This window comes from Streptomyces sp. NPDC002328 (assembly GCF_042890065.1).
GTDB lineage: Bacteria > Actinomycetota > Actinomycetes > Streptomycetales > Streptomycetaceae > Streptomyces.
In genome coordinates this window covers 89,232-115,216 of sequence record NZ_JBIARQ010000003.1, presented here as the reverse complement: position 1 = coordinate 115,216, position 25,985 = coordinate 89,232, and the positions used below count along the sequence as shown (strand labels likewise).

General features: G+C 72.2%; 20 protein-coding genes and 1 tRNA gene. 12 read left to right on the top strand and 9 right to left on the bottom strand.

The features are described from left to right. Positions 1 to 88: 88 nt before the first annotated feature. The 3 genes from glmU to ACFYX4_RS10180 all read right to left on the bottom strand — a co-directional run bounded on the left by glmU (position 89) and on the right by ACFYX4_RS10180 (position 2,604). Positions 89 to 1,537 (bottom strand): bifunctional UDP-N-acetylglucosamine diphosphorylase/glucosamine-1-phosphate N-acetyltransferase GlmU, encoded by a 1,449-nt coding sequence (glmU, locus tag ACFYX4_RS10190; protein ID WP_389328974.1) that lies wholly within the window; start codon positions 1,535 to 1,537, stop codon positions 89 to 91. Between the two features lie 120 nt (positions 1,538 to 1,657). Further along, positions 1,658 to 1,728, bottom strand: a tRNA-Gln gene (locus ACFYX4_RS10185). A gap of 15 nt (positions 1,729 to 1,743) precedes the next feature. Continuing rightward, complete coding sequence (locus ACFYX4_RS10180; protein WP_389328971.1) at positions 1,744 to 2,604, bottom strand: hypothetical protein; 861 nt, start codon at positions 2,602 to 2,604, stop codon at positions 1,744 to 1,746. 166 nt (positions 2,605 to 2,770) lie between these two features. On the opposite strand from ACFYX4_RS10180, the gene ACFYX4_RS10175 reads away from it, so the two are divergent. Beyond that, complete coding sequence (locus tag ACFYX4_RS10175) at positions 2,771 to 4,057, top strand: sensor histidine kinase (protein ID WP_389328968.1); 1,287 nt, start codon at positions 2,771 to 2,773, stop codon at positions 4,055 to 4,057. 49 nt (positions 4,058 to 4,106) lie between these two features. Here the strand turns inward: ACFYX4_RS10175 and ACFYX4_RS10170 are convergent, their stop codons facing one another. Both ACFYX4_RS10170 and ACFYX4_RS10165 read right to left on the bottom strand, forming a co-directional pair. Then, complete coding sequence (locus tag ACFYX4_RS10170) at positions 4,107 to 4,604, bottom strand: SUKH-3 domain-containing protein (protein WP_389328965.1); 498 nt, start codon at positions 4,602 to 4,604, stop codon at positions 4,107 to 4,109. A 67-nt stretch (positions 4,605 to 4,671) separates the two neighbouring features. After that, positions 4,672 to 5,187 (bottom strand): YwqJ-related putative deaminase, encoded by a 516-nt coding sequence (locus ACFYX4_RS10165; RefSeq protein WP_389328962.1) that lies wholly within the window; start codon positions 5,185 to 5,187, stop codon positions 4,672 to 4,674. 308 nt (positions 5,188 to 5,495) lie between these two features. On the opposite strand from ACFYX4_RS10165, the gene ACFYX4_RS10160 reads away from it, so the two are divergent. The 3 genes from ACFYX4_RS10160 (at position 5,496) to ACFYX4_RS10150 (ending at position 10,143) form a co-directional block, all read left to right on the top strand. Next, on the top strand, positions 5,496 to 6,509 hold the full coding sequence (locus tag ACFYX4_RS10160; protein ID WP_389328959.1) for an SMI1/KNR4 family protein: 1,014 nt from the start codon (positions 5,496 to 5,498) through the stop codon (positions 6,507 to 6,509). Positions 6,510 to 6,516: 7 nt separating this feature from the next. After that, complete coding sequence (locus ACFYX4_RS10155) at positions 6,517 to 9,054, top strand: SUKH-4 family immunity protein (protein WP_389328956.1); 2,538 nt, start codon at positions 6,517 to 6,519, stop codon at positions 9,052 to 9,054. A 195-nt stretch (positions 9,055 to 9,249) separates the two neighbouring features. Beyond that, positions 9,250 to 10,143 (top strand): cellulose-binding protein, encoded by an 894-nt coding sequence (locus ACFYX4_RS10150; RefSeq protein WP_389328953.1) that lies wholly within the window; start codon positions 9,250 to 9,252, stop codon positions 10,141 to 10,143. A gap of 158 nt (positions 10,144 to 10,301) precedes the next feature. Here ACFYX4_RS10150 and ACFYX4_RS10145 read toward each other — a convergent pair whose 3' ends face one another. Beyond that, the gene (locus ACFYX4_RS10145) at positions 10,302 to 11,924 is read right to left on the bottom strand and encodes a cation acetate symporter (RefSeq protein WP_389328951.1); all 1,623 of its coding nucleotides are present in this window, start codon (positions 11,922 to 11,924) and stop codon (positions 10,302 to 10,304) included. Beyond that, positions 11,921 to 12,319: a DUF485 domain-containing protein gene (locus tag ACFYX4_RS10140; RefSeq protein WP_389328948.1), complete on the bottom strand. Its 399-nt coding sequence runs from the start codon at positions 12,317 to 12,319 to the stop codon at positions 11,921 to 11,923. The genes ACFYX4_RS10145 and ACFYX4_RS10140 overlap by 4 nt, the downstream gene beginning before the upstream one ends. A gap of 673 nt (positions 12,320 to 12,992) precedes the next feature. Between ACFYX4_RS10140 and ACFYX4_RS10135 the strand changes: the two genes are divergently transcribed. The 3 genes from ACFYX4_RS10135 to mfd all read left to right on the top strand — a co-directional run bounded on the left by ACFYX4_RS10135 (position 12,993) and on the right by mfd (position 20,153). Beyond that, positions 12,993 to 13,781, top strand: a complete 789-nt coding sequence (locus tag ACFYX4_RS10135) for an ABC transporter ATP-binding protein (protein ID WP_389328946.1) — start codon at positions 12,993 to 12,995, stop codon at positions 13,779 to 13,781. Beyond that, the gene (locus ACFYX4_RS10130; RefSeq protein ID WP_389328943.1) at positions 13,778 to 16,357 is read left to right on the top strand and encodes an ABC transporter permease; all 2,580 of its coding nucleotides are present in this window, start codon (positions 13,778 to 13,780) and stop codon (positions 16,355 to 16,357) included. Before ACFYX4_RS10135 ends, ACFYX4_RS10130 begins: the two co-directional genes overlap by 4 nt. Before the next feature lie 262 nt (positions 16,358 to 16,619). After that, positions 16,620 to 20,153 (top strand): transcription-repair coupling factor, encoded by a 3,534-nt coding sequence (mfd, locus tag ACFYX4_RS10125; protein WP_389328940.1) that lies wholly within the window; start codon positions 16,620 to 16,622, stop codon positions 20,151 to 20,153. Between the two features lie 101 nt (positions 20,154 to 20,254). On the opposite strand, the gene ACFYX4_RS10120 is transcribed toward mfd, so the two are convergent. Continuing rightward, complete coding sequence (locus ACFYX4_RS10120; RefSeq protein ID WP_389328937.1) at positions 20,255 to 20,443, bottom strand: antitoxin; 189 nt, start codon at positions 20,441 to 20,443, stop codon at positions 20,255 to 20,257. Between the two features lie 282 nt (positions 20,444 to 20,725). Here ACFYX4_RS10120 and ACFYX4_RS10115 point away from each other — a divergent pair, with 282 nt between their 5' ends. Together ACFYX4_RS10115 and ACFYX4_RS10110 are read left to right on the top strand one after the other, a co-directional pair. After that, positions 20,726 to 21,475 (top strand): HNH endonuclease family protein, encoded by a 750-nt coding sequence (locus tag ACFYX4_RS10115; RefSeq protein WP_389330198.1) that lies wholly within the window; start codon positions 20,726 to 20,728, stop codon positions 21,473 to 21,475. A 74-nt stretch (positions 21,476 to 21,549) separates the two neighbouring features. Continuing rightward, positions 21,550 to 22,293, top strand: a complete 744-nt coding sequence (locus tag ACFYX4_RS10110) for an N-acetyltransferase (RefSeq protein WP_389328934.1) — start codon at positions 21,550 to 21,552, stop codon at positions 22,291 to 22,293. A 15-nt stretch (positions 22,294 to 22,308) separates the two neighbouring features. Here ACFYX4_RS10110 and ACFYX4_RS10105 read toward each other — a convergent pair whose 3' ends face one another. Further along, complete coding sequence (locus ACFYX4_RS10105; protein ID WP_389328931.1) at positions 22,309 to 22,695, bottom strand: hypothetical protein; 387 nt, start codon at positions 22,693 to 22,695, stop codon at positions 22,309 to 22,311. A 205-nt stretch (positions 22,696 to 22,900) separates the two neighbouring features. Between ACFYX4_RS10105 and ACFYX4_RS10100 the strand changes: the two genes are divergently transcribed. From ACFYX4_RS10100 to ACFYX4_RS10090, 3 genes are all read left to right on the top strand, one after another. Continuing rightward, the gene (locus tag ACFYX4_RS10100) at positions 22,901 to 23,731 is read left to right on the top strand and encodes a glycoside hydrolase domain-containing protein (RefSeq protein WP_389328928.1); all 831 of its coding nucleotides are present in this window, start codon (positions 22,901 to 22,903) and stop codon (positions 23,729 to 23,731) included. 138 nt (positions 23,732 to 23,869) lie between these two features. Then, a complete protein-coding gene (locus ACFYX4_RS10095; RefSeq protein WP_389328925.1) occupies positions 23,870 to 24,520 on the top strand; it encodes a SurA N-terminal domain-containing protein in 651 nt (216 codons plus the stop codon). A gap of 49 nt (positions 24,521 to 24,569) precedes the next feature. Then, entirely contained in the window at positions 24,570 to 25,574 is a 1,005-nt protein-coding gene (locus ACFYX4_RS10090) for a nucleoside triphosphate pyrophosphohydrolase (protein WP_389328922.1), read from the top strand. Positions 25,575 to 25,985 lie beyond the last annotated feature (411 nt).

Sequence of the window (25,985 nt, the reverse complement as noted above, 5' to 3'; positions counted from 1 at the left end):
GCCGCTGGGCGCGACGGGCCGTCTCAGCTGGTAGGGGTGCGGGTGTGCACTTATCACGGTACGCCGTGTTCGACGCACTCGTTTCCGGTCAGTCCCGGCCCTCGCCCTGCCGCGAGGCCGCCTCGGCCGCCTTCGCCGCGGAACTCCCCGGACGCTTACGGGCCACCCAGCCCTCGATATTGCGCTGCTGACCACGGGCCACGGCCAGCGAACCGGGCGGCACGTCCTTCGTGATCACCGAGCCGGCCGCGGTGTACGCGCCGTCCCCGATGGTGACGGGAGCCACAAACATGTTGTCCGAACCCGTCTTGCAGTGCGCACCGACGGTCGTGTGGTGCTTGTTCTCCCCGTCGTAGTTCACGAACACGCTCGCGGCACCGATGTTCGAGTACTCACCGATCGTCGCGTCCCCCACGTACGACAGATGCGGCACCTTCGTGCCCTCACCGATCGACGCGTTCTTCGTCTCGACGTACGTCCCGATCTTCGCCTTCAGACCCAGCCGCGTCCCCGGCCGCAGATAGGCGAACGGACCCACCGACGCCTGCGGACCCACCCGCGCCCCGTCGGCCACCGTGTTGTCCACCCGCGCCCCCGCGCCCACCGACGTGTCCTTCAGCCGGCTGTTCGGCCCCACCTCGCAGCCCTCGCCCAGATGCGTCGACCCCAGCAGCTGCGTCCCCGGGTGGACGACCGCGTCCTGCTCGAACGTCACCGTCACGTCCACCCACGTGCTCGCCGGGTCGACCACGGTCACCCCCGACAGCATCGCCGCGGTCAGCAACCGGTCGTTGAGGATCCGGCGCGCCTCCGACAACTGCACCCGGTTGTTGATCCCCGCGATCTCCCGGTGATCGCCCGCCACCGACGCGCCGACCCGATGACCCGCCTCCCGCAGGATCCCGAGCACGTCCGTCAGGTACTCCTCGCCCTGACTGTTGTCCGTGCGCACCTGCTTCAGCGCCTCCGCCAGCAGCGGACCGTCGAACGCGAACACACCCGAGTTGATCTCACGGATCGCCCGCTGCGCCTCGGTCGCGTCTTTGTGCTCGACGATCGCCGTCACGGCGCCCGACGCCCCGTCCCGCACGATCCGCCCGTACCCGGTGGAGTCCGGCACCTCCGCCGTCAGCACGGTCACCGCGTTGCCGTCGGTGTGATGCGTGGCGGCGAGCTGCGCCAGGGTCGCGCCGGTGAGCAGCGGGGTGTCCCCGCAGACCACGACGACCGTCCCGTCGACGCTGCCGCCGAGCCCCTCGAGACCCATCCGGACGGCGTGCCCGGTGCCGTTCTGCTCCGCCTGCACCGCGGTCCGCACGCCCGGGTCGATCTCGCCCAGGTGCGCGGTGACCTTCTCCCGCGCGTGCCCGACCACCACGACCAGGTTCTCGGGGTCCAGCTCCCGGGAGGCGGCCAGCACATGCCCGACGAGACTGCGACCGCAGAGCTCGTGCAGGACCTTGGGTGTGGCCGACTTCATACGGGTGCCCTCACCCGCTGCGAGAACGACGACGGCTGCCGGGCGAATGGCGCTCACGGAAATGCCCTTCGGCTGTGGGAGGTGGGGACATCCGAAGGATACCGGGGGGTCTCCTGGGGGACATGCGAAAGGGCCCTGACCTGTGGCGGTCAGGGCCCACTTCTGCTATTGGTCTCGCTCCCGGGGAAGGATTCGAACCTCCATAAGCGACACCAAAAGACGCTGTCCTGCCCTTAGACGACCCGGGATTGCCGGGGGTCAGCCTACGGGGTTCGTTGTTCTGCTGCCACCACCATCCCGGACCACCAGCCCTCGATGCGTCGGTACAGGTCAGCCCCCTTCAGGACGCTGATCACGAAACAACCTCGGTAGTTCTCGCCCACGTTCTTGCGTACGGTCTTGGGGTTGTGCTGCTTGAGGGTCGTCGGTTGGAGCAGAGACGCGTCGATGCCTGCGAGGCCGGCCCAGTACTGCTCAGCATGCGCGACGTCGGCGGTCATGTGGATCATCACCCTGTAGCGCAGACGTTCCCGCTCCACGCCAAGAAGGTCCAGCCACGCAAGGAAGACGCTGATGGCGCCGGGGTCGCTGTTGACGAACTGCACGTACTCGCGCCTGGCGTAGGGCTTGTCCTTGGCGCCCTCGGCCCAGTAGAGCGCTACGCCGATGAGGAACAGGTCTCGGGCGGTCAACTCTCCGATCTCGCTCGCGGCTGCCTTTTTGGTTTGCTGCCGCTTCTCGTCCCGCACTGCCAGCTCGTGCTCCCACCTCTTCCGGTTGGCCAGCCTCGCCTGTTCGGCCGGGGTCCGCCGCTCGGGCTTCGGCAGGTCCCGCACCCACAGCGACACCGAACTCTTCGAGCACCCCAGCTCCACCTCGATCTGGTCGTACGTCCAGCCCTGGAGGCGAAGCTCCCGTGCGCGTGCCCGGAGGTCGTCCTTCGCGCGTGGCCTCCTCGTCCACTCCGGCGGCGGTTCCCCTTTCACCAGTCGGTTGAGGATGTCGTTGTTGAAGATCTTCAGTTCGTCGCGGATCTGTCGAAGGCTGTAACCCGCCCGCCGCAGGGCGACCGCCTGCTCCCGCAGGCCCTCGAAGTCTGCGTACTTGCCATGGGAATGTGCCATGCACATACCGTCCAGCCGGAATGTCGGACTCCAGGGTCGAACGGGCATGGTTCAGCAGTTCGATGGATACCTGCGGGTTTCGGTGTTGTTCGGTAACGAGGTGTGGTGGAGGTCGGTCGTGGAAATCGGTCGGGGAAAGTGGGGGGTGCGCCCGTAGGGTGGAGGCATGACCACGACGGGGGAAGAGACCGGCACGGCTCGGGGAGGGCCGTGGTGGTGGGGCAGACGTCGCAGTGCGGTGTTCGACTGGTTTCTGGCCGCGGTGTCGGCCCTGGAGTGTGCGGCCGAGGGGATTCCGTTCGCGCGGGACGCGGGGATTCCGGCGGGCGTGGGGGTGGTGTTCGGGTTCCTGACCGGTTCGGTGCTGTTGGTGCGCCGGAAGTACCCGATCGCCGTGGTGCTGGTGTCGATCGCGATCACCCCCGCCCAGATGGGCTTCCTGATGGGGATCGTCGGGCTGTACACGCTCGCCGCGTCGGAGCTGCCGCGCCGGATCATCGGGTCGCTGGCGGCGATGCAGCTGGTGGGTGCCTTGATCGTGACGTTCGTCCAGGTGCGGCGGGACGTCGTGCAGGACGATCTGACGCTGGGCGACTGGTTCGTGCCGTTCGCCTCGATCACGATCTCGTTGGGCCTGACCGCGCCGCCGCTGCTGCTCGGCCTGTATGTGGGGGCGCGCCGGCGGCTGATGGAGAGCCTGCGGGAGCGGGCCGACAGTCTGGAGCGGGAGCTGCAACTGCTCGCGGAGCGGGCGGAGGAGCGGGCGGAGTGGGCCCGTAACGAGGAGCGGACGCGGATCGCGCGGGAGATGCACGACGTGGTGGCGCACCGGGTGAGTCTGATGGTGGTGCACGCGGCGGCGTTGCAGGCGGTGGCCCGGAAGGATCCGGAGAAGGCGGTGAAGAACGCCGCGCTGGTGGGGGACATGGGGCGGCAGGCGTTGACCGAGCTGCGGGAGATGCTCGGGGTGCTGCGCAGCAGTGGTGAGGGGGAGCGGCGTCCGGTGGTGGCGGCGGTCGCCGCGGTGGCGGTGGCGCGGGTCGTGGAGGAGGGGGAGGGGCCGTGTCTGGAGGAGCTGGAGGAGTTGGTGGGGCAGTCGGCGGCCGCGGGGATGGTGGTGGAGCTGTCGGTGGAGGGCGATGTGCGGGCGTACCCGCCGGAGATCGAGCAGACGGCGTTCCGGGTGGTGCAGGAGGCGTTGACGAACGTGCACAAGCACGCGGCGGGGGCGAAGACGCGGGTGCGGCTGGCGCACCGGGTGGCGGAGATCGCGATGCAGGTGGAGAACGAGCCGCCGCCGGAGGCGGGTTCGGCGTCGTCGGCGCGGCTGCCGTCGGGGGGCAACGGGTTGGTGGGGATGAAGGAGCGGGTGGTGGGTCTGGGCGGGGTGTTCGTGTCGGGGCCGACGGAGGCGGGCGGTTTCCGGGTGTCGGCGGTGATTCCGGCGGCGTGAGGCGCGGTGAGGCGCGGTGTCGCCTCCCGCGGCGTCGCCCCCAGCGGGGTCAGCCCGCGGTGAGGCGGGTGGGTTCGATGCCGGAGACGAGCGCGCCCAGGGCCTGGTCGATGTCGGCGCCGAGGTACCAGTCGCCGGTGTGGTCGAGGGCGTAGACGCGGCCTCCGGCGTCGATGGCGAGGAGACCGTTCTGGTCGGTCTCGGCGCCGAGGGGGCTGACGTCGGTGTCGAGGGCGCGGCCGAGGTCGGCGAGGGTGCGGGCCATGTGGAGGCCGTGCAGGGGGTTGAGGTCGAGGGTGACGGGGGCGACCTGGCGGCCGGGGCCGCTGGGCGTGACGCGCAGGCCGCCGAACTCGGCCCAGGCCTCGACGGCGGCGGGGAAGACGGCGTGCCGGTGGCCGGCGGGCGAGGTGTGCTCGCGCAGGGAGTCGGCCCACAGTTCGGCCTGTTTGATGTCCCAGCGTCCGGGGTGCCAGCCGGCGGCGCGCAGGGTGGCGTCGACGGTCACGGGGAAGCGTGCGGTGGAGGTGCGGTGGTCGGGGTGCATCTGCCCTTCGTTCGTCGAGATCGTGCGGCGGTGCGGTGGTGCTGCGGTGCGGTGGTGCGGTGAGGTGTCAGCCGGTGGACCCCGCGGGGTCGACGATGTAGACGCCGAAGTGGTCGCTGAGGGCGGTGCAGGCGCGGCAGGGGGAGGCGAAGCTGCCGTGGAGGGGGTCGCCGTCCTCGCGGATGCGGCGGGCGGTGAGCTTGGCCTGCTTGAGGGCCTTGCGGGCCTCGCCGTTGGTCATCGGCTTGCGGGCGGCGCGTCTGCTGCGGGTGGCGTCGACGGCGGCGATGTGGCGGGAGATGAGGAGCGCCTCGGCGCAGCGGCCGGTGAAGCGGTCGCGCTGGGCGCTGCCGAGCGTGTCGAGGAAGTCCTGCACGAGCGGGTGCAGCGCGGGCGGCTGGTCGCCGCGGGCGGCGGTGCCGGTGAGGGTCTCGCCGCGGACGGAGAGGGCGGCGGCGATGGTGGGGAGTATGCCGTCGCGGCGGTGCAGGAGGGCGGGGACGTGCAGGGTGTCGTCGTGGCTCCACCCGATGCGGGGGTCGCCGGAGCGGCCCGCGTGCGGTCCCGTTTGCGTGGCGTTCATGATCGTCTTCCCCTCCCGTGCATCCCCCGGACGTCACAGGGTGCCAAATGGCGAGGCTGCTGGGGAAGCTGGGGCGGCGCGACACGCCCGGTTCGGGGCGCGCTGTCACGGCGGGGTGACGGCTGGTCACGGAAGCGGAGGCCCGGTGACCGGTGTCGTCGTACCGCATAGGCTGTCGGCACCGCTTGGCGCGTGGTTGACGCGCGTCGGAGAACGTCGGAGACAGTCGGATACGGGGCGTGGTGGTCGGAACCGGAAGCGGGGCCGGCCGCTTCGGTCCGTACAGAGTGCCGCAGGGGGCAACCGCCATGACGACAGGTCGGCTCGGGCAGCAAGCCGCGCCGCCGAACGCGGCCTATGCCGGGCAGGTCGTGCACTTCCCGGATCCGGTCCGGGCCGCACGGCACCCGAGAGGGGTACGGGTGGACGAGCGCGGTCACCCCGACTTCTCGTCCTACGCGCGCGCGGCGGCGGAGATCGCGGACCCGCCGGAGGGCTTCGGCGTCGACGAGTTGCGGCTGACGGACTACGTGTCGGCGAACGCGGCGCTGTCGGCGTCCGGTCATGAACTGTGGGACACGGTCGAGAGCGTGGCGACGCCGCACGGCTGGACGTGGCATCACGTGACGGCCTCCCGGCGGCTGGAGTTGGTCCCGGTCGAGGTGAAGGCGCTGCTGCGGCATCACGGCGGGCTCGCGACGGCGGCGGTGGATCACGCGAAGCGGGGGACGCGGCCGTTGCAGGAGACGCGCCCCGCGCACTTCGGTCTGCCGAAGTCGGGCGTGGCGGTGACGGAGCAGCAGGTGCAGGGGGTCGAGGAGGATCTCGGCTACCGGCTGCCGGGCGCGTACCGGGCGTTCCTGAAGGCGGCGGGCGGCTGCGCGCCGGTGGGCGCGGCGCTGGACGCGGAGTTGGGCCTGCTGGTGGACCAGCCGTTCTTCACGGTGCGGGACGAGGCCGCGGTCAACGACCTCGTGTACGTCAACAAGTGTCTGCGGGACCACCTGACGAAGGACTACCTGGGCGTCGGTTTCGTCCAGGGCGGTCTGCTGGCGGTGAAGGTGAAGGGCGCGCGGATCGGTTCGGTGTGGTTCTGCGCGTACGACGACGCGCGGGACGTGGATCCGGCGTGGTCGCCGGCGGAGCGGGTGGAGCGGTTGTTGCTGCCGTGCGGTGAGGACTTCGACGCGTTCCTGTCCCGACTGGCGGGCCGGCCGCCGGAGTTGGAGACGGTGGCGAATCTGATGGTGGACGGCGGTTTCGCGCGGGCCGTTCCGACGGCCGCGGGGGCCTCCGGTTCCTCCGCCGGCGTGGGGGAGTGATCCGGCGATGGTGACGTTCGCTCAGGCGCAGGAGCGCGGCGAAGAGTGGATCAACGGGGACGTTCCGGCGTATCAGCACCGTGAGGTGCGGGTGCGGGAGTTCGACCTCGGGTTCGTGGTGTGGGCCGAGGACCGTGCGGAGGGCCCGCGTTCGGACGGCGGCGCCCAGCGGCTGGTGCTCGCCCGGGACAGCGGGGAGGTCACGTTGTGGCCGTCGCTGCCGGTGGGCGAGGTGATCCGGCGGTACGAGGAGGAGTACGGGCGTCCTGACGGCGAGCCGGAGCCGGCGCCCGCTCCTGCGGCGCGGGTGGATCTGAACCAGACGTCGTTCTTGTTGTCGCCGCCGGAGTGGTTGCAGGAGGCGGCGGACAAGCTGGGGATTCCGGATCGGCGGGGGGAGGGGGCTGGGGCGGGCTCTGGCGCCGAGGCCGGCGCGGGTTCCGCCGGTGGTGGGGCCGTGACGCCGGATCCCTCGCTTCCGCAGACGCAGGCGGGGGTGTCGGGGGGTGCGGGGGCTGGTGCTGGTGCGGCGTCCACGCCTGTGGGGGCCACGCCCTGGACGGGCACGGACACCAACGCCGACTCCGGCGACGACCGTTCCGTACCGCTGCCCGCGACGGTGTTCGCGCCGCCGCTGAGCGGTTCCGACGACGAGGCGCCGCCGCCCTCCTCCCTGCCCGACGCCAAGACCGCGCTGATGGCCGGCGGCAGCCAGCTCCCGCCGACGGCGGTCTCGCCGGCGCTGGACCGGTCTGCGCCGCAGGGCGGGCCGCACAGCACGCCGCCGCCCGGTGCGCCCCCGTACGGCTACCCGCAGGGCCCGGGTGCGCCGCAGCCCCCGGCCGCTCCGGGCGCGCCCGCGGCTCCGGGCGCGCCCGCGGCTCCGGGCCGGCCGCTCGCGCCGAACGCCGGGGACATCGCCGACGCCGCGACCAGCAAGGCGGCCCCGCCTCCGCGTCGTCCGCGCGGCGGGTCGACGCCTCCGCCGCCGCCGGGTGCGCCGGGAGTCCCGGGTGCGCGGCCGGGCGGCACTCCGCCGCCTCCGCCGGGCCCGGGCGCGCCCGGAACGCCGGCGGGCGGTTATGTGCCCACGCAGCTCGTGTCGGCGCTGGGACCGGAGGGGCCGGGTGCTCCTCAGCCCCCGGGTGCTCCTCAGCCGCCTGCCGCTCCCGGTGCTCCGGGCGCGCCTGGGGGTACGCCTCCGGGTGGGGTCCACCACGCCGCCACGATGCTCGCCGACCCCGGCCGGACGGGTCCGGGCGGGGGCGCGCCCCACGCGCCCCACGCACCGGGCGCGCCGCAGCCCCCGGTCGGCGCTCCAGGCGCTCCTGGCGCTCCCGGCGCTCCCGGTTCCGGGGGCGGCGGTGCGCAGGGTGCCGTGCACCACGCGGCGACGGTGTTGTCCGGACCCCCGCAGGGCCCCCCGGGCACCCCTCCGCCGCCGTTCCCGCCGGGCGGCCCGGGTGTCCCGCAGCCGATGCCGCCGGGCGCGATGCCGCCGCCAGGTGCGATGCCGCCGGCGGGCGCCCCCGTGCCGGGGCAGCCGTCTGCGTACGGGTATCCGCAGGGGCAGCCGACGGTCGGCCCCGGCTACCAGGCCGTGCTGCGCTACCGCGCGCAGGACGGCTCGGAGCAGCAGCTGATCCGGCGTTCCGCGCCGGGCACCCCGCACCCGGAGTGGCAGATCTTCCACGAGCTGCGCGCGATGAACGTGCCGCCGGACCAGGTGCTGGAGCTGCACACGGAGCTGGAGTCGTGCGAGCTGCCGGGCGCGTACTGTGCGCGGATGATCCGGGAGCAGTGGCCGCAGGCGCGGATCACGAGCATCGCGCCGTACGGCACGGATCACGCGAGCCGGCAGCAGGGGATGGGGCAGTTGCTGGCCCACCAGGGCGAGTTGCACCAGGTGGCCGACGGTCCCGCGCGCCCCGCGCCGGTGCGTGCGCCGTTGCCGCCGGTGCAGCCCGTGCCGCCGGTTCCGCCGGAGGCGATCGGGCAGGAGCTGGCGGCGGCGTTCGGGCCGGGGGTGTTCCGGTTCGAGCAGGCGGCGGTGTCCCGGCAGGGGGTGCCGCCGGTGGTGGCGCACACACTGGTGACGGCAGGTCTGCCGGCGGACATGGGCCCCTTCTTCTGGGCGCAGGCCCAGCCGGGGCGGCCGGTGCCGACGCTGGCGGAGCTGGCGGCCGAGCGGGGGGTGCAGCCGTCGTCGGACGCGGGGTCGTACCTCGTGATGGGCAGCGACTTCGGCAAGGCGATCTGCGTGCAGTACGGGACGGCGAACATCGTCGCCGTGCCGGTGGAGGCGGGGCCGGGCGGGGCGCCCGTGCCGCCGCAGTTCGTGAACACCGGGCTGCCGGAGTTCGCGCGCTCGCTCGCGCTGCTCGGGCGGATGTGGCGGCTGCGGTTCGGGCTGAACCAGGAGCAGGCGGGCCGCTGGACCGTCGACTTCCAGGCCCAGCTGGCCTCGCTGGACCCGGCGGCGCTCGGGTCCGCGGAGAGCTGGTGGTCGGTGCTGCTGGAGCAGATGTGGGACGGGCTGCTGTGAGGCGTGCGCGCCGCTGACGCCGTGGGCGTCGAGGGCCGGGCCGGGTCGGACGACCGGCCCGGCCCTTCTGCGTCCGGGTACGGAATTGACCGCTACCTGTGCCCGGAGTGTCGCGTTATGAACACTTAAGCCCGATACATCAAGATATGCGCGAAATCATTATTTCAAGTCCGTCTGGTGGAGAGGGGCTAAAGAATGAGCAGCGCAAGCAGCACGAAGGTGTCGCCGCCGGGGTTCGTGACCGTTCGCGGGCGCGGCTACCGGCCCAAAGAGGTCGAGGCGTACACCGCCGCGCTCTCCGCCGAACGCGACGCCGCCTGGGAGCGGGTCGCCCGGCTCACCGTGCTCGCCAAGGACATGGTGATGGAGGCCGAGCGGTTGCGCGAGGCCGTGAAGGGGCTCGCGCCGCAGACCTACGACATGCTCGGGGAGCGCGCGCGGCACGTTTTCCAGCTCGTGCGGGAGGAAGCGGCGGAGGTGAGGGAGCAGGCGCGGCGCGATGCGGAGGAGGAGGTCGCCGAGGCCGAGGCGCGCGCCCTCGTCGTACGGCGGACGGCGCAGGAGCAGGCGGAGGCGACCCGCGCGGAGGCCAAGGAGCATGTCCGCCGGCGGCTGCTCGCCGCGCGGGCCGAGGCGCACGGGATCCGGGTCACCGCGCGGCGCAAGGTGAAGGAGTTCCGCGGCGAGGCGCTGACGGAGCTGCGTGAGGTGCGGCAGAGCACGGCCGGGCTGCTCGTCGAGCCGAAGAAGGAGTACGCCGAGCGGCTGGCCGTGGCGGAGCGCGAGGACGCCGAGCGGATCGCCGCGTTCGACGCGAACCACGCGCGGGCGATGGCCCGCGCGGAGGAGGCCCTCGCGGAGGCGCAGCGCGAGCTGGCCGAGGCGGAGGAGTCCTCCCGCCGCCGCCAGGACGAGGCACGCGCGCGTGCCGCCCAGATCGTGGCGGAGGCCCGCCTGCGCGAGGACCGCATCGCCCGCGAGACGGAGCGGGTCCTGCGCGAGCACAGCGAACGCTGGGACGACGTCCAGACCCACATGGACCAGATGCGCGACAGCCTCCGCGTCCTCACCGGCCAGACGGTGGAGTAGCCCCGGCCGCCCGGCCCGCGCCCCAGCACGGCGAACCTCGGCACCTCGCGGCAGTGCCCGCACCGCACGGCAGCGCCCGCGCCCCGCGGCGAACCCCGCACCCCACGGCAGGACCCGCGCCGGCGAGCGCTCGGATCAGGCCGTGAGGTGCCGTGGGCTCAGTCCTTCCCGCGGACCGCTCCTGCCAGGATCCAGGCCTCCACCGCCTCGTACTGCCGCCGCTGTTCCTCCGCCTTGCCGCGGCCCGAGACGACGGTGCCGAGCCAGCCGAGGGCGAAGCCCAGGGGGATGGTGACCAGGCCGGTGGTGGTGAACGGGAACCAGTTGAAGTCGGCGTCGGGGAAGGCGGCCGCGGGGGAGCCGGAGACCAGGTTGGTGCCCGGCATCAGCAGCAGGACCGACAGGGTGCCGCCGATGAGGGTGGCGAGCAGGCCCGTGCGGGTGTAGCGGCGCCAGAAGAGGCTGTAGACGAGGGCGGGGGCGAGCGCCGAGGCCCCCAGGCAGAAGGACAGGGTGACCAGCGGCTGGAGGTTGCTGTGCTGGACCTGCGCCGCCAGCAGGATCGTCGGGACGCCGACGGCCAGCGCCGACAGCCGGGCCACGAGCATCTCCCGGCGCGGCGAGGCGTCCCGCGAGCGGGCGGCGAAGACGTCGTGCGCGAGGGAGTTGGCGCAGGCGAGGATCATGCCGGCGACCGAGGCGAGCACCGTGAGGAAGATCGCCGTGGTGACGGTCGTGAACAGCAGCGTCTCCGCCGTGGACACGTCGGCGCCGAACGCCGCCCGCGAGCCCAGCAGATACGCGGTGTTGCCCTGCGGATCGGCCTGCGCGATCACCGCCCGGCCGATCATGGCCGTCGCGCCGAACCCCACGACCGTCATGACCAGCACGAACAGCGCCACCCCGGACACCGCCCAGGACATCGAGCGGCGCACCTGACGGGCCGAGGACGCGGTGTACATGCGCATGGTGATGTGCGGCAGACAGGCGCCGCCGAGCACCACCGCCAACTCGGAGCTGATCATGTCGAGTCCGGGATAAGGGCTCCCGGAGAACTGAAGGCCCGAGTGCAGGAAGGCGTCGCCGACCCCGCTCCCCTTCGCCGCCGCGTCGAACAGCGCGCCCGGGTCCCAGTCGAAGCGGTGCAGGACGATGACGGCGACCACCGTGCCGGAGCCGAGCAGCATCACGATCTTCAGGATCTGGATGAGGGCGGTGCCCTTCATGCCGCCGATCGCCGCGTAGCTGATCATCAGCACGCCCATGACGACCATGCAGGCCGTCTGCACCGACTCACCGGAGAACCCCAGCAGGAACGCGAGGAGTTGGCCGGTGCCCGCGAGCTGCACCAGCATCATCGGCAGCAGCGCGGCGATCGTCACCGCGCACGCCGTGATCCGCACCGCGCGCCCCGGCATGCGCCGGGCGAGGGCGTCGCCCATGGTGAACCGGCCCGCGTTGCGCAGCGGTTCGGCCAGCAGGAACATCAGCAGCATCAGCGACAGGGCCGTGCTCAGGGCGAGGACGACGCCGTCGTAGCCGAACAGGGCGATCACGCCCCCGGTGCCGAGGACGGTGGCCGCCGAGATGTAGTCGCCGGCGACGGCCAGCCCGTTGCGCAGCGGGGACAGGGACCGGTAGCCGGTGTAGAACTCGTCGAGGTCGTCCCGGTCGGGGCCGGTCATCACGCACAGCAGCAGGGTGACGGTGACGACGGCGGTGAACGCCACCAGCGACATCGTCTGGGCGTCGCCGCTGAGTTCGTGCAGCGTGTCCTTCATCGCGCGGTCCCTTCCTGCCGGGCTCCGCGCCTGGCGTCGAGTTCGGCCAGCTTGCGGATGCGGTCCGCGAGCGGGTCGACGTGCCGGCGGGCGGTGCGCTCGTAGAGGGCGACGGCCAGCAGGGTGACGGGGAGTTGGAGCAGGGCGAGCAGCAGCCCGAGGGGGAGGCCGCCGGCGACCTCGTCTTCCATCAAGGACGGGGCGAAGGCGGACAGGACGAGGAAGAGGACGAAGTAGCCGAGCGCGGTGAGCGTGGCGACGCGCCGCTGCCAGCGGTAGGCGCCGCGCAGCGTCCGCAGATCGCTGTGACGGGCCGGCGCGGAGGGGTGGGGGTGAGGGCGGTGAGCGTGAGTGTGGGGGTGGGGCAGGTCGGGCGGGAACGAGTCGTGGGACATCCCGACTCCTTGCATGGCTCGGGTCCTTGGCGGCGGACGGCAGGGAGGTGGGGGGTGCGGCCCGCACGTTACCCGGCAGTACGGAATTGCGCGAGGGTTTGAACAGACTGATCGGTCGGTACGCGCTTGCTGTTCCGCATAGGGCCTGACCTGGGGTGTTACCCGCGTTAACACCGTCGCGTGCTCATCCTGCGCCCATCGCGTGCCCAACGCGTGCCGATCGAGTGGGCATTGCGTGGGCGTTGCGTGCCCCTTGCAGGGATCGCCCGCCCCGGCCGGCCGCTTGACCCTGACGCGACGGGAGGGTGGAGCCTTGGGGGGCCGAGGGGAGGAGGCGACCCCGAGACCCGCTCCGCCCGTCGGTGGACGCCCCCTAGGGGTGCCTCCGCCCTACGGCCCGGTCGCGGGTCGTACCGACGGAGGACGAGAAGGCCGGGGGCGCTTCCTTAACCTGGCTTTACGCCTTGGGGGAGGCCAACCCCACTGGCGGGAGGTGGGGTTAACCCCCCGCGAAGACGGGCCCGAGCACCAGCGCGCCGGACCCGTCCCCGCCGACAGACTGGGCGACGTACTCAGGAAGACCCGCACACCGCGGACCGCACGCCGCGCACACCGCGCACTCGCACCGGGGGACCGGCGCATCTCATTCGCTGACCGACATAGGAGACATACCGTGACTTCGGCTGTGACCATTCCCAGGCACGGGGGCACTGGAGGGCGTACGGCCGTTGCCGCACGGGCGCGGCAGGTCGTGAAGGCGTACGGGTCGGGGGAGACCCGCGTCGTCGCCCTCGACCACGTCGACGTGGACATCGCCCGCGGCCACTACACCGCGATCATGGGCCCCTCGGGGTCCGGCAAGTCCACCCTGATGCACTGCCTCGCCGGTCTCGACACCGTGACGAGCGGTCAGATCTACCTGGACGAGACCGAGATCACCGGCCTGAAGGACAAGAAGCTCACCAAGCTGCGCCGGGACCGGATCGGGTTCATCTTCCAGGCGTTCAACCTGCTGCCGACGCTGAACGCGCTCGAGAACATCACGCTGCCGATGGACATCGCGGGCCGCAAGCCCGACAAGGCGTGGCTCGAGCAGGTCGTGGAGACCGTCGGTCTCGCCGACCGGCTCAAGCACCGCCCCACGCAGCTCTCCGGCGGCCAGCAGCAGCGCGTCGCCGTGGCCCGCGCCCTCGCCGCCCGCCCCGAGATCATCTTCGGCGACGAGCCGACCGGAAACCTCGACTCGCGGGCCGGCGCCGAGGTCCTCGGCTTCCTGCGCCGCTCCGTGGACGACCTCGGCCAGACGATCGTCATGGTCACCCACGACCCGGTCGCCGCCTCCTACGCCGACCGCGTGCTCTACCTCGCCGACGGCCGGATCGTCGACGAGATGCACCAGCCGACCGCCGACCAGGTCCTGGACCGGATGAAGGACTTCGACGCCCGGGGGCGCACGTCATGACCGTCATGAAGACCTCGATGCGCAACTTCTTCGCGCACAAGGGACGCATGGCCCTGTCGGCCGTGGCGGTCCTGCTGTCGGTGGCCTTCGTCTGCGGCACGCTGGTGTTCACCGACACCATGAACACCACCTTCGACAAGCTGTTCGCGGCCACCTCCTCCGATGTGACGGTGAGCGCGCAGAGCGCCTCCGACACCGGTGAGACCACCTCCGCCAACGGCAAGCCGCCGGTCATGCCGGACAGCGTGCTCACCAAGGTCCGCGCCGCGCAGGGCGTCGAGTCGGCGGAGGGGGCGGTCTTCTCGACCTCCGTCACCGTCGTCGACGCCGACAAGGACAATCTGTCGCCCTCCAGCGGCGCCCCCACCATCGTCGGCGGCTGGAACGCCAACGAGGCCCGCACCATGAAGATCACCGAGGGTGCGGCGCCGCAGAACTCCGGTCAGATCGTCGTCGACGCGGACACCGCCGACAAGCACGGCCTGAAGCTCGGCGACGAGATCGGCGTGATCACCGCGGTCGGCACCCACGGCGCGAAGGTCTCCGGCATCGCCGCCTTCCAGGTCACCAACCCCGGCGCCGCGATCTTCTACCTGGACACGAAGACCGCCCAGCAGGCGCTGGTCGGCAAACCGGGCGTCTACACGAACGTCAACGTCACGGCCGCGGCCGGGGTGAGCGACGACCAGCTGAAGAAGAACGTCTCGGCCGCGCTCGGCGGCGTCTACAAGGTGCAGACCGCCAAGGAGACCGCCGAGGCAAACCAGAAGAACGTCGGGGAGTTCCTGAACGTCATGAAGTACGCGATGCTCGGCTTCGCCGGGATCGCCTTCCTCGTCGGCATCTTCCTGATCATCAACACCTTCTCCATGCTGGTCGCCCAGCGCACCCGTGAGATCGGCCTGATGCGCGCCATCGGCTCGTCCCGCAAGCAGGTCAACCGCTCGGTCCTCGCCGAGGCGCTGCTGCTCGGCGTCGTCGGCTCGGTCCTCGGCGTCGGCGCGGGCGTCGGCATCGCCGTCGGCCTGATGAAGCTGATGGGCATGACCGGCATGAACCTGTCCACCGACGATCTGACGGTGGCCTGGACGACCCCGGTCGTCGGCATCGTCCTCGGCGTGGTCGTCACCGTCCTCGCCGCCTACCTGCCCGCCCGCCGCGCCGGCAAGGTCTCCCCGATGGCCGCCCTGCGCGACGCGGGCGCCCCCGCCGACGCCAAGGCCGGCTGGATCCGCGCCCTGATCGGCACCGTCCTCACCGGCGGCGGCGGTCTCTGCCTCTACCTGACCGCCGCGGCCGACAAGGCGACCGAGGGCTCCCTCTGGCTCGGCCTGGGCGTGGTCCTCACCCTGATCGGCTTCGTCGTCATCGGCCCGCTGCTGGCCGGCGGCGTGGTGCGGGTCCTCGGCGCGATCCTGCTGCGGGCCTTCGGCCCGGTCGGCCGGATGGCCGAGCGCAACGCCCTGCGCAACCCGCGCCGCACCGGCGCCACCGGCGCGGCCCTGATGATCGGCCTCGCGCTGGTCGCCTGTCTGTCGGTGGTCGGCTCCTCCATGGTCGCCTCGGCCACGGACCAGCTCGACAAGACCGTCGGCACGGACTTCATCATCCAGAACGACGGCGGCCAGCTGGTCACCCCGCAGGCGGTGCAGGCCGTCAAGTCCACGCCGGGCCTGGAGCGGGTCACCCAGTACAAGATCCTGGACGCCGACCTGAAGACCCCCGACGGCAAGACGTCCGCCAAGGAGACGATCAACGCCGCCGACCCCTCGTACGCGACCGACCTGCGCACCGAGACGGTCGCCGGTGACCTCGCGGACGCCTACGGCCCCGACTCGATGTCGGTCTTCGAGGGATTCGCCAAGGCCCACGGCATCAAGCTCGGCTCGAAGGTCGAGGTCGCCTTCAAGGACGGCGCCAAGGCCACGCTCACGGTCCGCGCGATCACCAGCGACGAGGTGGTGATCGACAAGGGCGCGATGTACGCGTCGATCGCGACGGTCGCCAAGTACGTCCCCGCCGACCGGATGCCGCTGGACCAGCTGGTCTTCGCCACGGCGAAGGAAGGACAGCAGGACGCCGCCTACAAGGCCCTGAAGTCCTCCCTGCACGACTACCCGCAGTACACCGTCCGCGACCAGACCGACTACAAGCAGGCCCTGAAGGACCAGATCGGCCAGCTGCTGAACCTGATCTACGGCCTCCTGGCGCTCGCGATCATCGTGGCGGTCCTCGGCGTGGTGAACACCCTGGCCCTGTCGGTGGTGGAACGCACCCGGGAGATCGGCCTCATGCGGGCCATCGGCCTCTCCCGCCGCCAGCTGCGCCGCATGATCCGCATGGAGTCGGTCGTCATCGCCCTCTTCGGCGCGCTGCTCGGCCTCGGGCTCGGCATGGGCTGGGGCGCCACGGCCCAGCAGCTCCTTGAGCTGGAGGGCATGAAGGTCCTGGAGATCCCCTGGCCGACGATCATCGGGGTCTTCCTCGGCTCGGCCTTCGTGGGCCTGTTCGCCGCCCTCGTCCCGGCCTTCCGGGCAGGCCGCATGAACGTCCTGAACGCGATCGCGACCGACTGACCGCTCCACCCAGACCCCGGCACCGAGGAGCCACGGGGGGCTCCTCGGCGCCGGGCTTTTTCCGGTGCCGGGTGTTGCAGCCCCCGGGGACGGGACGGCAAGGGGCGGCGGAATCCCCTCCCCACACCCCCACCCGTTGTCCACAGCCTCCCGCACACCACCCCGCCCCGACGTACCCTGGACACCCCCGGCCCGTGACACGAGTCGGGCCCTTCGCGTTGCCCATCAACTCGCCTCGGACCCCCGGACGGAAACCCCCTCCATGAGCCTGCACGGTCTGCTCGACGCCGTAGTCAAGGACCCCGCCCTCGCGGAAGCGATCCCCGCGGCCGCGGACGGCAACCGCATGCACGTCGACCTGGTCGGCCCCCCGGCGGCCCGCCCCTTCGCCATCGCCGCCCTCGCGCGCGAGACGACCCGCACCGTCCTCGCGGTGACCGCGACCGGCCGCGAGGCCGAGGACCTGGCCGCCGCCCTGCGCTCCCTGCTGCCCCCGGACGGCGTCGTGGAGTACCCCTCCTGGGAGACGCTCCCGCACGAACGCCTCAGCCCCCGCAGCGACACCGTCGGCCGCCGCCTCGCCGTCCTGCGGCGGCTCGCCCACCCGAGCCCCGACGACCCCGAGACCGGCCCGGTCTCCGTCGTCGTCGCCCCCGTCCGCTCGGTGCTGCAACCACAGGTCAAGGGCCTCGGCGACCTGGAGCCCGTCGCCCTGAGGTCGGGCCGGACCGCCGACCTGGGCGAGACCGTGGCAGCCCTCGCCGCGGCCGCCTACACGCGCGTGGAACTGGTCGAGAAGCGCGGCGAGTTCGCCGTGCGCGGCGGCATCCTCGACGTGTTCCCGCCCACCGAGGAACACCCCCTGCGCATCGAGTTCTGGGGCGACGACGTCGAGGAGATCCGCTACTTCAAGGTCGCCGACCAGCGCTCCCTGGAGGTCGCCGAACACGGCCTGTGGGCCCCGCCCTGCCGTGAACTGCTCCTCACGGAGGACGTCCGCACGCGCGCGCGTGACCTCGCCGAGCGGCACCCCGAGCTGGGCGAGCTGCTCGGCAAGATCGCCGAGGGCATCGCCGTCGAGGGCATGGAGTCCCTCGCGCCGGTCCTCGTCGACGACATGGAGCTGCTGCTCGACGTCCTGCCCAAGGGCGCGATGGCCGTCGTCTGCGACCCGGAGCGGGTCCGCACGCGGGCCGCCGACCTCGTGGCGACGTCGCAGGAGTTCCTCCAGGCGTCCTGGGCGGCCACCGCGGGCGGCGGCGAGGCGCCGATCGACGTCGGCGCGGCCTCCCTGTGGTCGATCGCGGGCGTCCGCGACCGCGCGCGCGAGCTGGACATGATGTGGTGGTCGGTGTCGCCGTTCGTCGCCGACCTGGAACTGGAGGCCGACACCCTCCAGTTCGGCATGCACGCCCCGGAGACCTACCGCGGCGACACCGCGAAGGCCCTCGCCGACACCAAGGGCTGGCTGGCCGACGGCTGGCGCGTCGTCTTCGTCACCGAGGGCCACGGCCCCGCGGCCCGCACGGTGGAGGTCCTCGGCGGCGAGGGCGTCGCCGCCCGCCTGGACGCCGAGCTGACCGACCTGAGCCCCTCCGTCGTCCACGTCTCCTGCGGCTCGATCGACTACGGCTTCGTCGACCAGGCGCTGCGGCTCGCCGTCCTCACCGAGACCGACCTGTCCGGGCAGAAGGCCGCCGGCAAGGACGGCGCCCGCATGCCCGCGCGCCGCAGGAAGACGATCGACCCGCTCACCCTGGAGGCGGGCGACTACATCGTCCACGAGCAGCACGGCGTGGGCCGCTACATCGAGATGGTGCAGCGCACCGTCCAGGGCGCCACGCGCGAGTACCTGGTCGTGGAGTACGCCCCCGCCAAGCGCGGCCAGCCCGGCGACCGGCTCTACATCCCCACCGACCAGCTGGAGCAGATCACCAAGTACGTCGGCGGCGAGGCGCCCACCCTGCACCGGCTGGGCGGCGCCGACTGGACGAAGACCAAGGCGCGCGCGAAGAAGGCCGTCAAGGAGATCGCGGCCGACCTCATCAAGCTGTACAGCGCCCGGATGGCCGCCCCCGGCCACGCCTTCGGCACGGACACCCCGTGGCAGCGCGAGCTGGAGGACGCGTTCCCGTACGCGGAGACGCCCGACCAGCTGACCACGATCGCCGAGGTCAAGGACGACATGGAGAAGACGGTCCCGATGGACCGCCTGATCTGCGGCGACGTCGGCTACGGCAAGACGGAGATCGCCGTCCGCGCCGCCTTCAAGGCCGTCCAGGACGGCAAGCAGGTCGCCGTCCTCGTCCCGACCACGCTGCTGGTGCAGCAGCACTTCGGCACCTTCAGCGAGCGGTACGCCCAGTTCCCGGTGAGCGTGAAGGCGCTGTCCCGGTTCCAGACCGACACCGAGGCGAAGGCCACCCTGGAGGGCCTGCGCGAGGGCTCCGTGGACATCGTCATCGGCACCCACCGCCTGTTCTCGTCCGAGACCAAGTTCAAGGACCTGGGCCTGGTCATCGTCGACGAGGAACAGCGCTTCGGCGTCGAGCACAAGGAGCAGCTGAAGAAGCTGCGCGCCAACGTCGACGTGCTGACGATGTCCGCGACGCCCATCCCGCGCACCCTGGAGATGGCGGTCACCGGCATCCGCGAGATGTCGACGATCACCACGCCCCCGGAGGAGCGCCACCCGGTGCTCACCTTCGTCGGCCCCTACGAGGAGCGGCAGATCGGCGCGGCCATCCGCCGCGAACTCCTGCGCGAGGGGCAGGTCTTCTACATCCACAACCGGGTCGAGTCGATCGACCGCGCGGCGGCCCGGCTGCGGGAGTTCGTCCCCGAGGCGCGAATCGCGACGGCGCACGGGCAGATGTCGGAGGCGGCGCTGGAGCAGGTCGTCGTCGACTTCTGGGAGAAGCGGTTCGACGTGCTCGTCTCGACGACGATCGTCGAGTCCGGCATCGACATCTCCAACGCCAACACGCTGATCGTGGAGCGCGGCGACACCTTCGGCCTGTCCCAGCTGCACCAGCTGCGCGGCCGGGTCGGCCGTGGCCGGGAACGCGGTTACGCCTACTTCCTCTACCCGCCGGAGAAGCCGCTGACGGAGACCGCCCACGAGCGGCTCGCCACGATCGCCCAGCACACCGAGATGGGCGCGGGCATGTACGTGGCGATGAAGGACCTGGAGATCCGCGGCGCGGGCAATCTGCTCGGCGGTGAGCAGTCCGGGCACATCGCGGGCGTCGGTTTCGACCTGTACGTCCGCATGGTCGGCGAGGCGGTCGCCGACTACCGGCGTCAGCTGGAGACCGGCGGGGTCGAGGAGGAGCCGCCGCTCGAGGTCAAGATCGAGCTGCCCGTCGACGCGCACGTCCCGCACGACTACGCGCCCGGCGAGCGGCTGCGCCTCCAGGCCTACCGTGCCATCGCCTCCGCCAACTCGGAGGAGGACGTCAAGGCCGTCCGCGAGGAACTCGTCGACCGCTACGGCAAGTTGCCCGAGCCGGTGGAGAACCTGCTGCTGGTGGCGGGTCTGCGGATGCTGGCGCGGGCGTGCGGCGTCGGCGAGATCGTCCTCCAGGGCAACAACATCCGCTTCGCGCCGGTGGAGTTGAGGGAGTCGCAGGAGCTGCGGCTCAAGCGGCTGTACCCGGGCTCGGTCATCAAGCCGGCGACCCACCAGCTCCTCGTGCCCCGCCCGAAGACCGCGAAGGTCGGCGGCAAGCCGCTGGTCGGGCGGGAACTGCTGGGCTGGGTGGGGGAGTTCCTGGCCTCGGTGGTGGGGTCGTAGGCAGCGGGGCCGCAGTCGGCGGGTCGCGGACAGCGGGCCGCGGACCGGCAGCGAGCGGGCCGGGGAGCCGTCGGCTCTCCGGCCCGTAGGGCGACGGGGCGTTACGGCTGCTGCTCGGGCGGACGGTCCTCGTCCATGTTGAGCCGCCGGTGCGCCTGCTGCTGAGCCGAGTCGATCTGGGACTCGTACTTGTTGCCCGTCTTCTCGTTGGCCTTCTGTTCGGCGGTGTCGGACATCTGCTTCGCCCTGTCCCGCCCCTGATGGCCTTTGAACCTGTCGAAGATGCCCATGAAGGAGCTCCTTCCGGAGGTGACTCACCACCGACGATATGCGCGCTTCGCGCCGAATGCCCACTTGGGGGCGCCGTGGTCTGAACCTCCTGCTCGCCTACGGTGTACGCGAGACGCTCAGGGGAAGCCGACCTGTGCGGGGTGGCGGCGGCCGGACGACGGGGAGGGGCGCGGGTGAGGCGTCGGAGGGGCGGGACTGCGGTGGAAGGCGGGTTCCGGGGCGCGCGCGGGCGCTCCGCGGGCGGACGTGCCCCGGGCGGGCGTGCCACGGCAGGTGTCGCGCTGCTGCTCGCGGCGGTGCTGTCGGGCTGCACGGGCACGGGATTCCCCGACGCGAGCGGAACGCCGGGTTCACCGGCGTCCGAGGGCGGCGGCGCGTCCGGCGGCGGTTCCTCCGCGCACGGGACGAGCCCCCTCGCCGATCCGGACGGCACCCGGCCGGGGCTGGCGGTCCTCTCCTCCGCGAAGGACAAGGCCACGGCCCGCACGCTGATCTCCAAGGTCTCGACCAAGGGGCGCGGACCGAAGACCGGCTACGACCGCGACGAGTTCGGCTACGCGTGGATGGACACCGCGGACGGCGTGCCGCTGGCGCGCAACGGCTGCGACACACGGAACGACCTGCTCAAACGCGACGGCCAGAACCTCCAGTTCCGCAAGGGCTCCGACTGCGTGGTCGTCTCGATGACCCTCTACGACCCGTACACGGCGAAGGACATCGCCTGGAAGAAGTCCGAGGCCGCCGAGGTGCAGATCGACCACGTGGTGCCGCTGTCGTACGCCTGGCAGATGGGCGCCGCCCGCTGGGACGAGAAGAAGCGCCAGCGCCTGGCCAACGACGTGCTGAACCTGCTCCCGGTCTCGGGCCCCACCAACTCCGCCAAACGCGACTCGGGCCCGGCGTCCTGGCTCCCGCCCAGCAAACCGATCCGCTGCTCCTACGCGGTGCGCTTCGCCCAGGTAGCCCTGAAGTACGACCTACCGGTCACCACGGCGGACAAGCACGCGATGTTGGAACAGTGCGGCGCCTGAGCCATGGGTGAACCGCGGGCGAGCTCGCGGAAAACCCTTTTCTCGGGGGCGAGGACGCCGCCTACGGTGAGCGGATGGAACTGAAGGTCTCCTCCATCGCCGAGCGGCCCGAGATGATCGGGCCCATGTTCGACATGCCGGACAGCTGGCCCGAGTTCGTCACGCAGGATCTCGTCGGCAACGCCCACTACGGGCGGATCCCCGTCGAGTTCCCGCAGTACGTGCTGTTCGCGGAGGACGAGCGGGGCGAGATCCTCGCGCACGCCTTCAGCGTGCCGTTCGTCCTCGGGGCCGAGGGGCGCGGCGAGCTGCCCGCCCGCGGCTGGGACCAGGTGCTGATGTGGGCCTTCGCGGACCGGCGGCGCGAGGCGCGGCCGGACACGGTCAGCGCGATCTCCATCGTGGTCGCCCCGCACGCCCAGGGCCTCGGCCTGTCCGGGCTCATGCTCACCGCGATGCGGGACAACGCGCGCGCCCAGGGCTTCACGGAGGTGGTCGCCCCGGTCCGCCCCAGTGCCAAGCACCGCGAGCCGCACACCCCCATGGAGGAGTACGCGCACCGGGTGCGGGAGGACGGGCTGCCGTACGACCCGTGGCTGCGGGTGCACGCGCGGGCCGGCGCGAGTGTCGAGCGGATCGCGTCGGCGTCGATGACGGTGGCCGGCTCGCTCGCGGAGTGGCGCGGCTGGACCGGGCTGCCCTTCGACGCCCGGGGGGACGTCGAGGTGCCCGGCGCGCTGGTGCCCGTGCGCTGCGAGCCGGAGCGCGACCACGCGGTGTACGTCGAGCCCAACGTGTGGATGCGGCACCCGCTGTGAGCGACGCGGGCGGCGCTAGCGGCCGGCGTACGGGTATCCCTGCTGGTAGGGGTAGGCGGGGCGGCCGCCGTACGCCGGCTCCGCCGGGGGCTTCTTGTCGAACATCGCGAACAGCAGCATGCACGTGGCCGTCACCCACGTCACGATGACCGCGATCCCGAGGTACGGATCACCGGTGGGCTCGTTGTTCGTCATCGCGGCCCAGGGCAGGGTCACCACCTCGTAGAACGCGAACGCGGCGAAGGCGCCCCAGTCCGAGAGGCGGCCCCGGCGGATCGCCACGTACAGGAACGGCACCCACACCAGCAGGCCCAGCGAAAGCCACACGAGGGCGGACCAGGCCAGCCGCTGGAACCAGCCGCCCTCCAGCCGCTTCTCCGGTCTCGTCGTCGCCGTGCTCACATCGCCCCCCAAGTAGCCAGACGGCAAGGGTAGGGCACGCTCGGACAGTGACCGGCCCCCTCATTCTTTACTGTGACATGAGGGAACCTTGTGGCTGAAGGAGACCGGTGTTTCCCGACCGCTGGGGCGGCACGGGTTACGGTGCGTCCCGCGACCCGACGAGGTCGAACAGCGGTACAAGAACACATCGACGATGGGGTGGGGAATGGCAGAGCACCGGCAGTCCAGGAAGCGCAGATACATCACGTGGGGCGTCGCCGGCGTCGCCGTAGTCGCGGGGGCGGGCATCGCCGCGCAGACCTCCATGGCGGCCCCCGCCTGGCCCGCCCAGAAGACCTACACCGGCCGCGCCTTCGACACCTGCACGGCCCCCTCCCTCGCCGCGATGAAGGCCTGGAAGACCACGAACTACTACGGCGCCGCCGCCGTCTACGTCGGCGGCAAGAACCGCGGCTGCGCCCAGCCGAACCTCACCGCGTCCTGGGTGAAGTCGGTCAACGCGGCCGGCTGGAAGCTCATCCCGATCTACGTCGGCGCGCAGCCGTACTGCCAGACCGGCTCCAGCCCCGAGAAGCTCACCGCCGCCACCGCCGCCTCCCTCGGCACGAAGCACGCCGCCGACGCCGTGGCCAAGGCCGCCGCGCTCGGCATGAAGGCCGGCAGCGCGATCTACCTCGACATGGAGCCGTACGACATCACGAACAAGGCGTGCAACGACGCCGTGCTGACGTACGTCCGCTCCTTCAGCAAGACGCTGCGCGCCAAGACCTACCGCGCCGGCTACTACGGCTTCAGCAGCTCCAGCGCCAAGGCCGTCGCCACGGCCGCCGACAAGACGGACCTGCCGGGCAACCTCTGGTACGCGCTGTGGGACAACAAGGAGACGACCACGGCGGACTGGCCCTGGGCCGCGAACCAGTTCACGAACCACAGCCGCGGCCACCAGTACATGGTCAACAGCAAGGAGACCCGCGCCGGTTACACGATCACCGTCGACCGCAACGCGTGGGACGCCCCGGTCGCGATCGTCGGCTGAGCCGGACCGGGCCGCGCGGCGGTGCCGTAAGTCCCGGTGAATCGTTGGTCGAATGGGTTGGCCACAGCCGCCCCACTGCCTACCATCGATCACCGCAAGACTTTGTGCACCGTCGCACAATCTCCTCGGGAGGGTTCCTTGCACAGCCGCCGTCGTCGCACCGCGCTCCTGCTGTCCGCCGCGATCGTAGCGGCGGGCCCTCTCCTCACCGCCTGCGGCAACGAGGCGCATCCCGGCGCCGCGGCCGTCGTCGGCGGCCAGCGGATCACCGTCTCCCAGCTGGAGAACCGGGTCGACGAGGTCCGCGCCGCCCAGCGCGCGGCCGTCGCCGACGACGCCCAGTACGCGCAGGTCGTCGCCCAGACGGGCAGCCTCGCCCGGGACACCCTGCACGGCATGGTCCTCGACCGGGTGCTGCACCGCGCCGCCGAGAACGCGGGCGTCACCGTCTCCCGCAAGGAGGTCCAGGCGATGCGGGCCGGTCTGGAGCAGCAGGCCGGCGGGGCGAAGGGGCTGGAGACGACCTGGCTCCAGCAGTACGGCATCCCGCCGCAGCGCCTCGACGAGAACCTGCGCCTCCAGCTGGAGGCGCAGAAGCTCGCCGCCCACCTCGGCGCCGACACCAGCCAGCCCGCCTTCTGGAACGCGCTGTCCAAGGCGTCCCAGGAACTCGGCGTCGACCTCAACCCGCGCTACGGCGACTGGGACGCGCGCAAGGTCAGCCGCGTCGACGCGAAGACGCCGTGGGTGCGGGACGTCACGACGGCGGGGACGCAGAACCCGGCGTGACCTGTGGACAACTCACGGGGCTGTCCGCGGCGTGAGTTACGTTCGGGGTGTGAACGCCATCAGCAGCTCCGCGGCGGCCTCCCCGGCCGCTCCAGGCCGAGTCGTCCTGCTCACCACCAGCCACCGCGTCGCCCCCGGCCTGCTGTCCTGGCCCGCCTGGCAGGCCCTGCGCACGGCCGACCGCGTGCTGTGCGCGGACGGCGCGCACCCCCAGCTGCCGTATCTGCGCGAGGCGGGCATCGAGGTCGAGGAGGCGTCCCCGACCGCCGAGGATCTCGTCGCCGCCTGCGCCGACGACGGCCGCACGGTCGTGGTCGTGGCCACCGGCGAGGGCGAGCCCGCCCTCACCGACGGACTGGCCCGCCTGGCGGGCTCCGGCCGCGTGGCCATGCCGGAGCTGGAGCTGCTCCCCGCCTCCTACGACCTCCCCGGCGCCCGCCTCCTGGACCTCGTCCAGGTCATGGACCGCATCCGCGCCGAGTGCCCGTGGTCGTCCCGGCAGACCCACAAGGGCCTGGCGAAGTACGGCATCGAGGAGGCGTACGAGCTGGTCGAGGCCATCGAGGACGGCGACCGGGACGAACTGCGGGAGGAGCTGGGCGACGTCCTCCTCCAGGTCGTCTTCCACGCCCGGATAGCCGAGGAGGACGAGGAGGCGCCGTTCTCCATCGACGACGTCGCGGGCACGATCGTCGCCAAGCTGGTCCACCGCCACCCCCATGTCTTCGGCGACGCCACGGCGACGACCCCGGAGGAGGTCAAGGCGCACTGGATGCGGACCAAGGCGGTCGAGAAGCGGCGCGAGTCGGTGACGGACGGCATCCCCGTCCACCAGCCGGGCCTGGCCCTCGCGGCCAAACTGGCGTCCCGAGTGCGGTCGGCGGCCGACCTGGAGGTCCCGCTGCCCACCGCGGAAGGCATCGGCTACGAACTGCTCGCCCTGGCCGCCCGAGCCGAAGCGGAAGGAACCGACCCGGAAGCAGCCCTGAGGGCAGCATCCCGAACCTACCGAGACACCATCAGAACAGCCGAGGGCCTCCCACCCACCCCCTGAGCCCACCCACCCCGGCCCCCCGCCGCCCCGACCACGCCCACCCGCCTGACGGCCCGCCCACGCCGCCCGGCCGACCAGGCCGCCCGCCGGCGCGCCCGCCCGACCTCGGCCCCTACGCCTGACGGCCCGACCACGCCGCCCGGCCGACCGGCACCCCGCCGGCCCGACCACGCCCCCCCACCGTCCGCTGGGCCGACCCCGCCCCCACGCCTGACGGCCCAACCGCGCCGCCCGGCCGACCAGGCCACCCCGTCGGCGGATCCCCCGCGCCACAGCGCCGGCCCCGTCGGCGCACCCGCCTCGTCGGCGGACCCGCCGCGCCACAGCGCCGGCCCCGTCGGCGCACCCGCCTCGTCGGCGGACCCGCCGCGCCACAGCGCCGGCCCCGTCGGCGCACCCGCCTCGTCGGCG

Coding starts and splice junctions, on each gene's coding strand:
- ACFYX4_RS10175 (WP_389328968.1), top strand. CDS start 2,771: ATGACCACGACGGGGGAAGAGACCGGCACGGCTCGGGGAGGGCCGTGG.
- ACFYX4_RS10165 (WP_389328962.1), bottom strand. CDS start 5,187: ATGAACGCCACGCAAACGGGACCGCACGCGGGCCGCTCCGGCGACCCC.
- ACFYX4_RS10170 (WP_389328965.1), bottom strand. CDS start 4,604: ATGCACCCCGACCACCGCACCTCCACCGCACGCTTCCCCGTGACCGTC.
- mfd (WP_389328940.1), top strand. CDS start 16,620: ATGAGCCTGCACGGTCTGCTCGACGCCGTAGTCAAGGACCCCGCCCTC.
- ACFYX4_RS10110 (WP_389328934.1), top strand. CDS start 21,550: ATGGAACTGAAGGTCTCCTCCATCGCCGAGCGGCCCGAGATGATCGGG.
- ACFYX4_RS10100 (WP_389328928.1), top strand. CDS start 22,901: ATGGCAGAGCACCGGCAGTCCAGGAAGCGCAGATACATCACGTGGGGC.
- ACFYX4_RS10120 (WP_389328937.1), bottom strand. CDS start 20,443: ATGGGCATCTTCGACAGGTTCAAAGGCCATCAGGGGCGGGACAGGGCG.
- ACFYX4_RS10155 (WP_389328956.1), top strand. CDS start 6,517: ATGGTGACGTTCGCTCAGGCGCAGGAGCGCGGCGAAGAGTGGATCAAC.
- ACFYX4_RS10160 (WP_389328959.1), top strand. CDS start 5,496: ATGACGACAGGTCGGCTCGGGCAGCAAGCCGCGCCGCCGAACGCGGCC.
- ACFYX4_RS10130 (WP_389328943.1), top strand. CDS start 13,778: ATGACCGTCATGAAGACCTCGATGCGCAACTTCTTCGCGCACAAGGGA.
- ACFYX4_RS10145 (WP_389328951.1), bottom strand. CDS start 11,924: ATGAAGGACACGCTGCACGAACTCAGCGGCGACGCCCAGACGATGTCG.
- ACFYX4_RS10140 (WP_389328948.1), bottom strand. CDS start 12,319: ATGTCCCACGACTCGTTCCCGCCCGACCTGCCCCACCCCCACACTCAC.
- ACFYX4_RS10180 (WP_389328971.1), bottom strand. CDS start 2,604: ATGGCACATTCCCATGGCAAGTACGCAGACTTCGAGGGCCTGCGGGAG.
- ACFYX4_RS10150 (WP_389328953.1), top strand. CDS start 9,250: ATGAGCAGCGCAAGCAGCACGAAGGTGTCGCCGCCGGGGTTCGTGACC.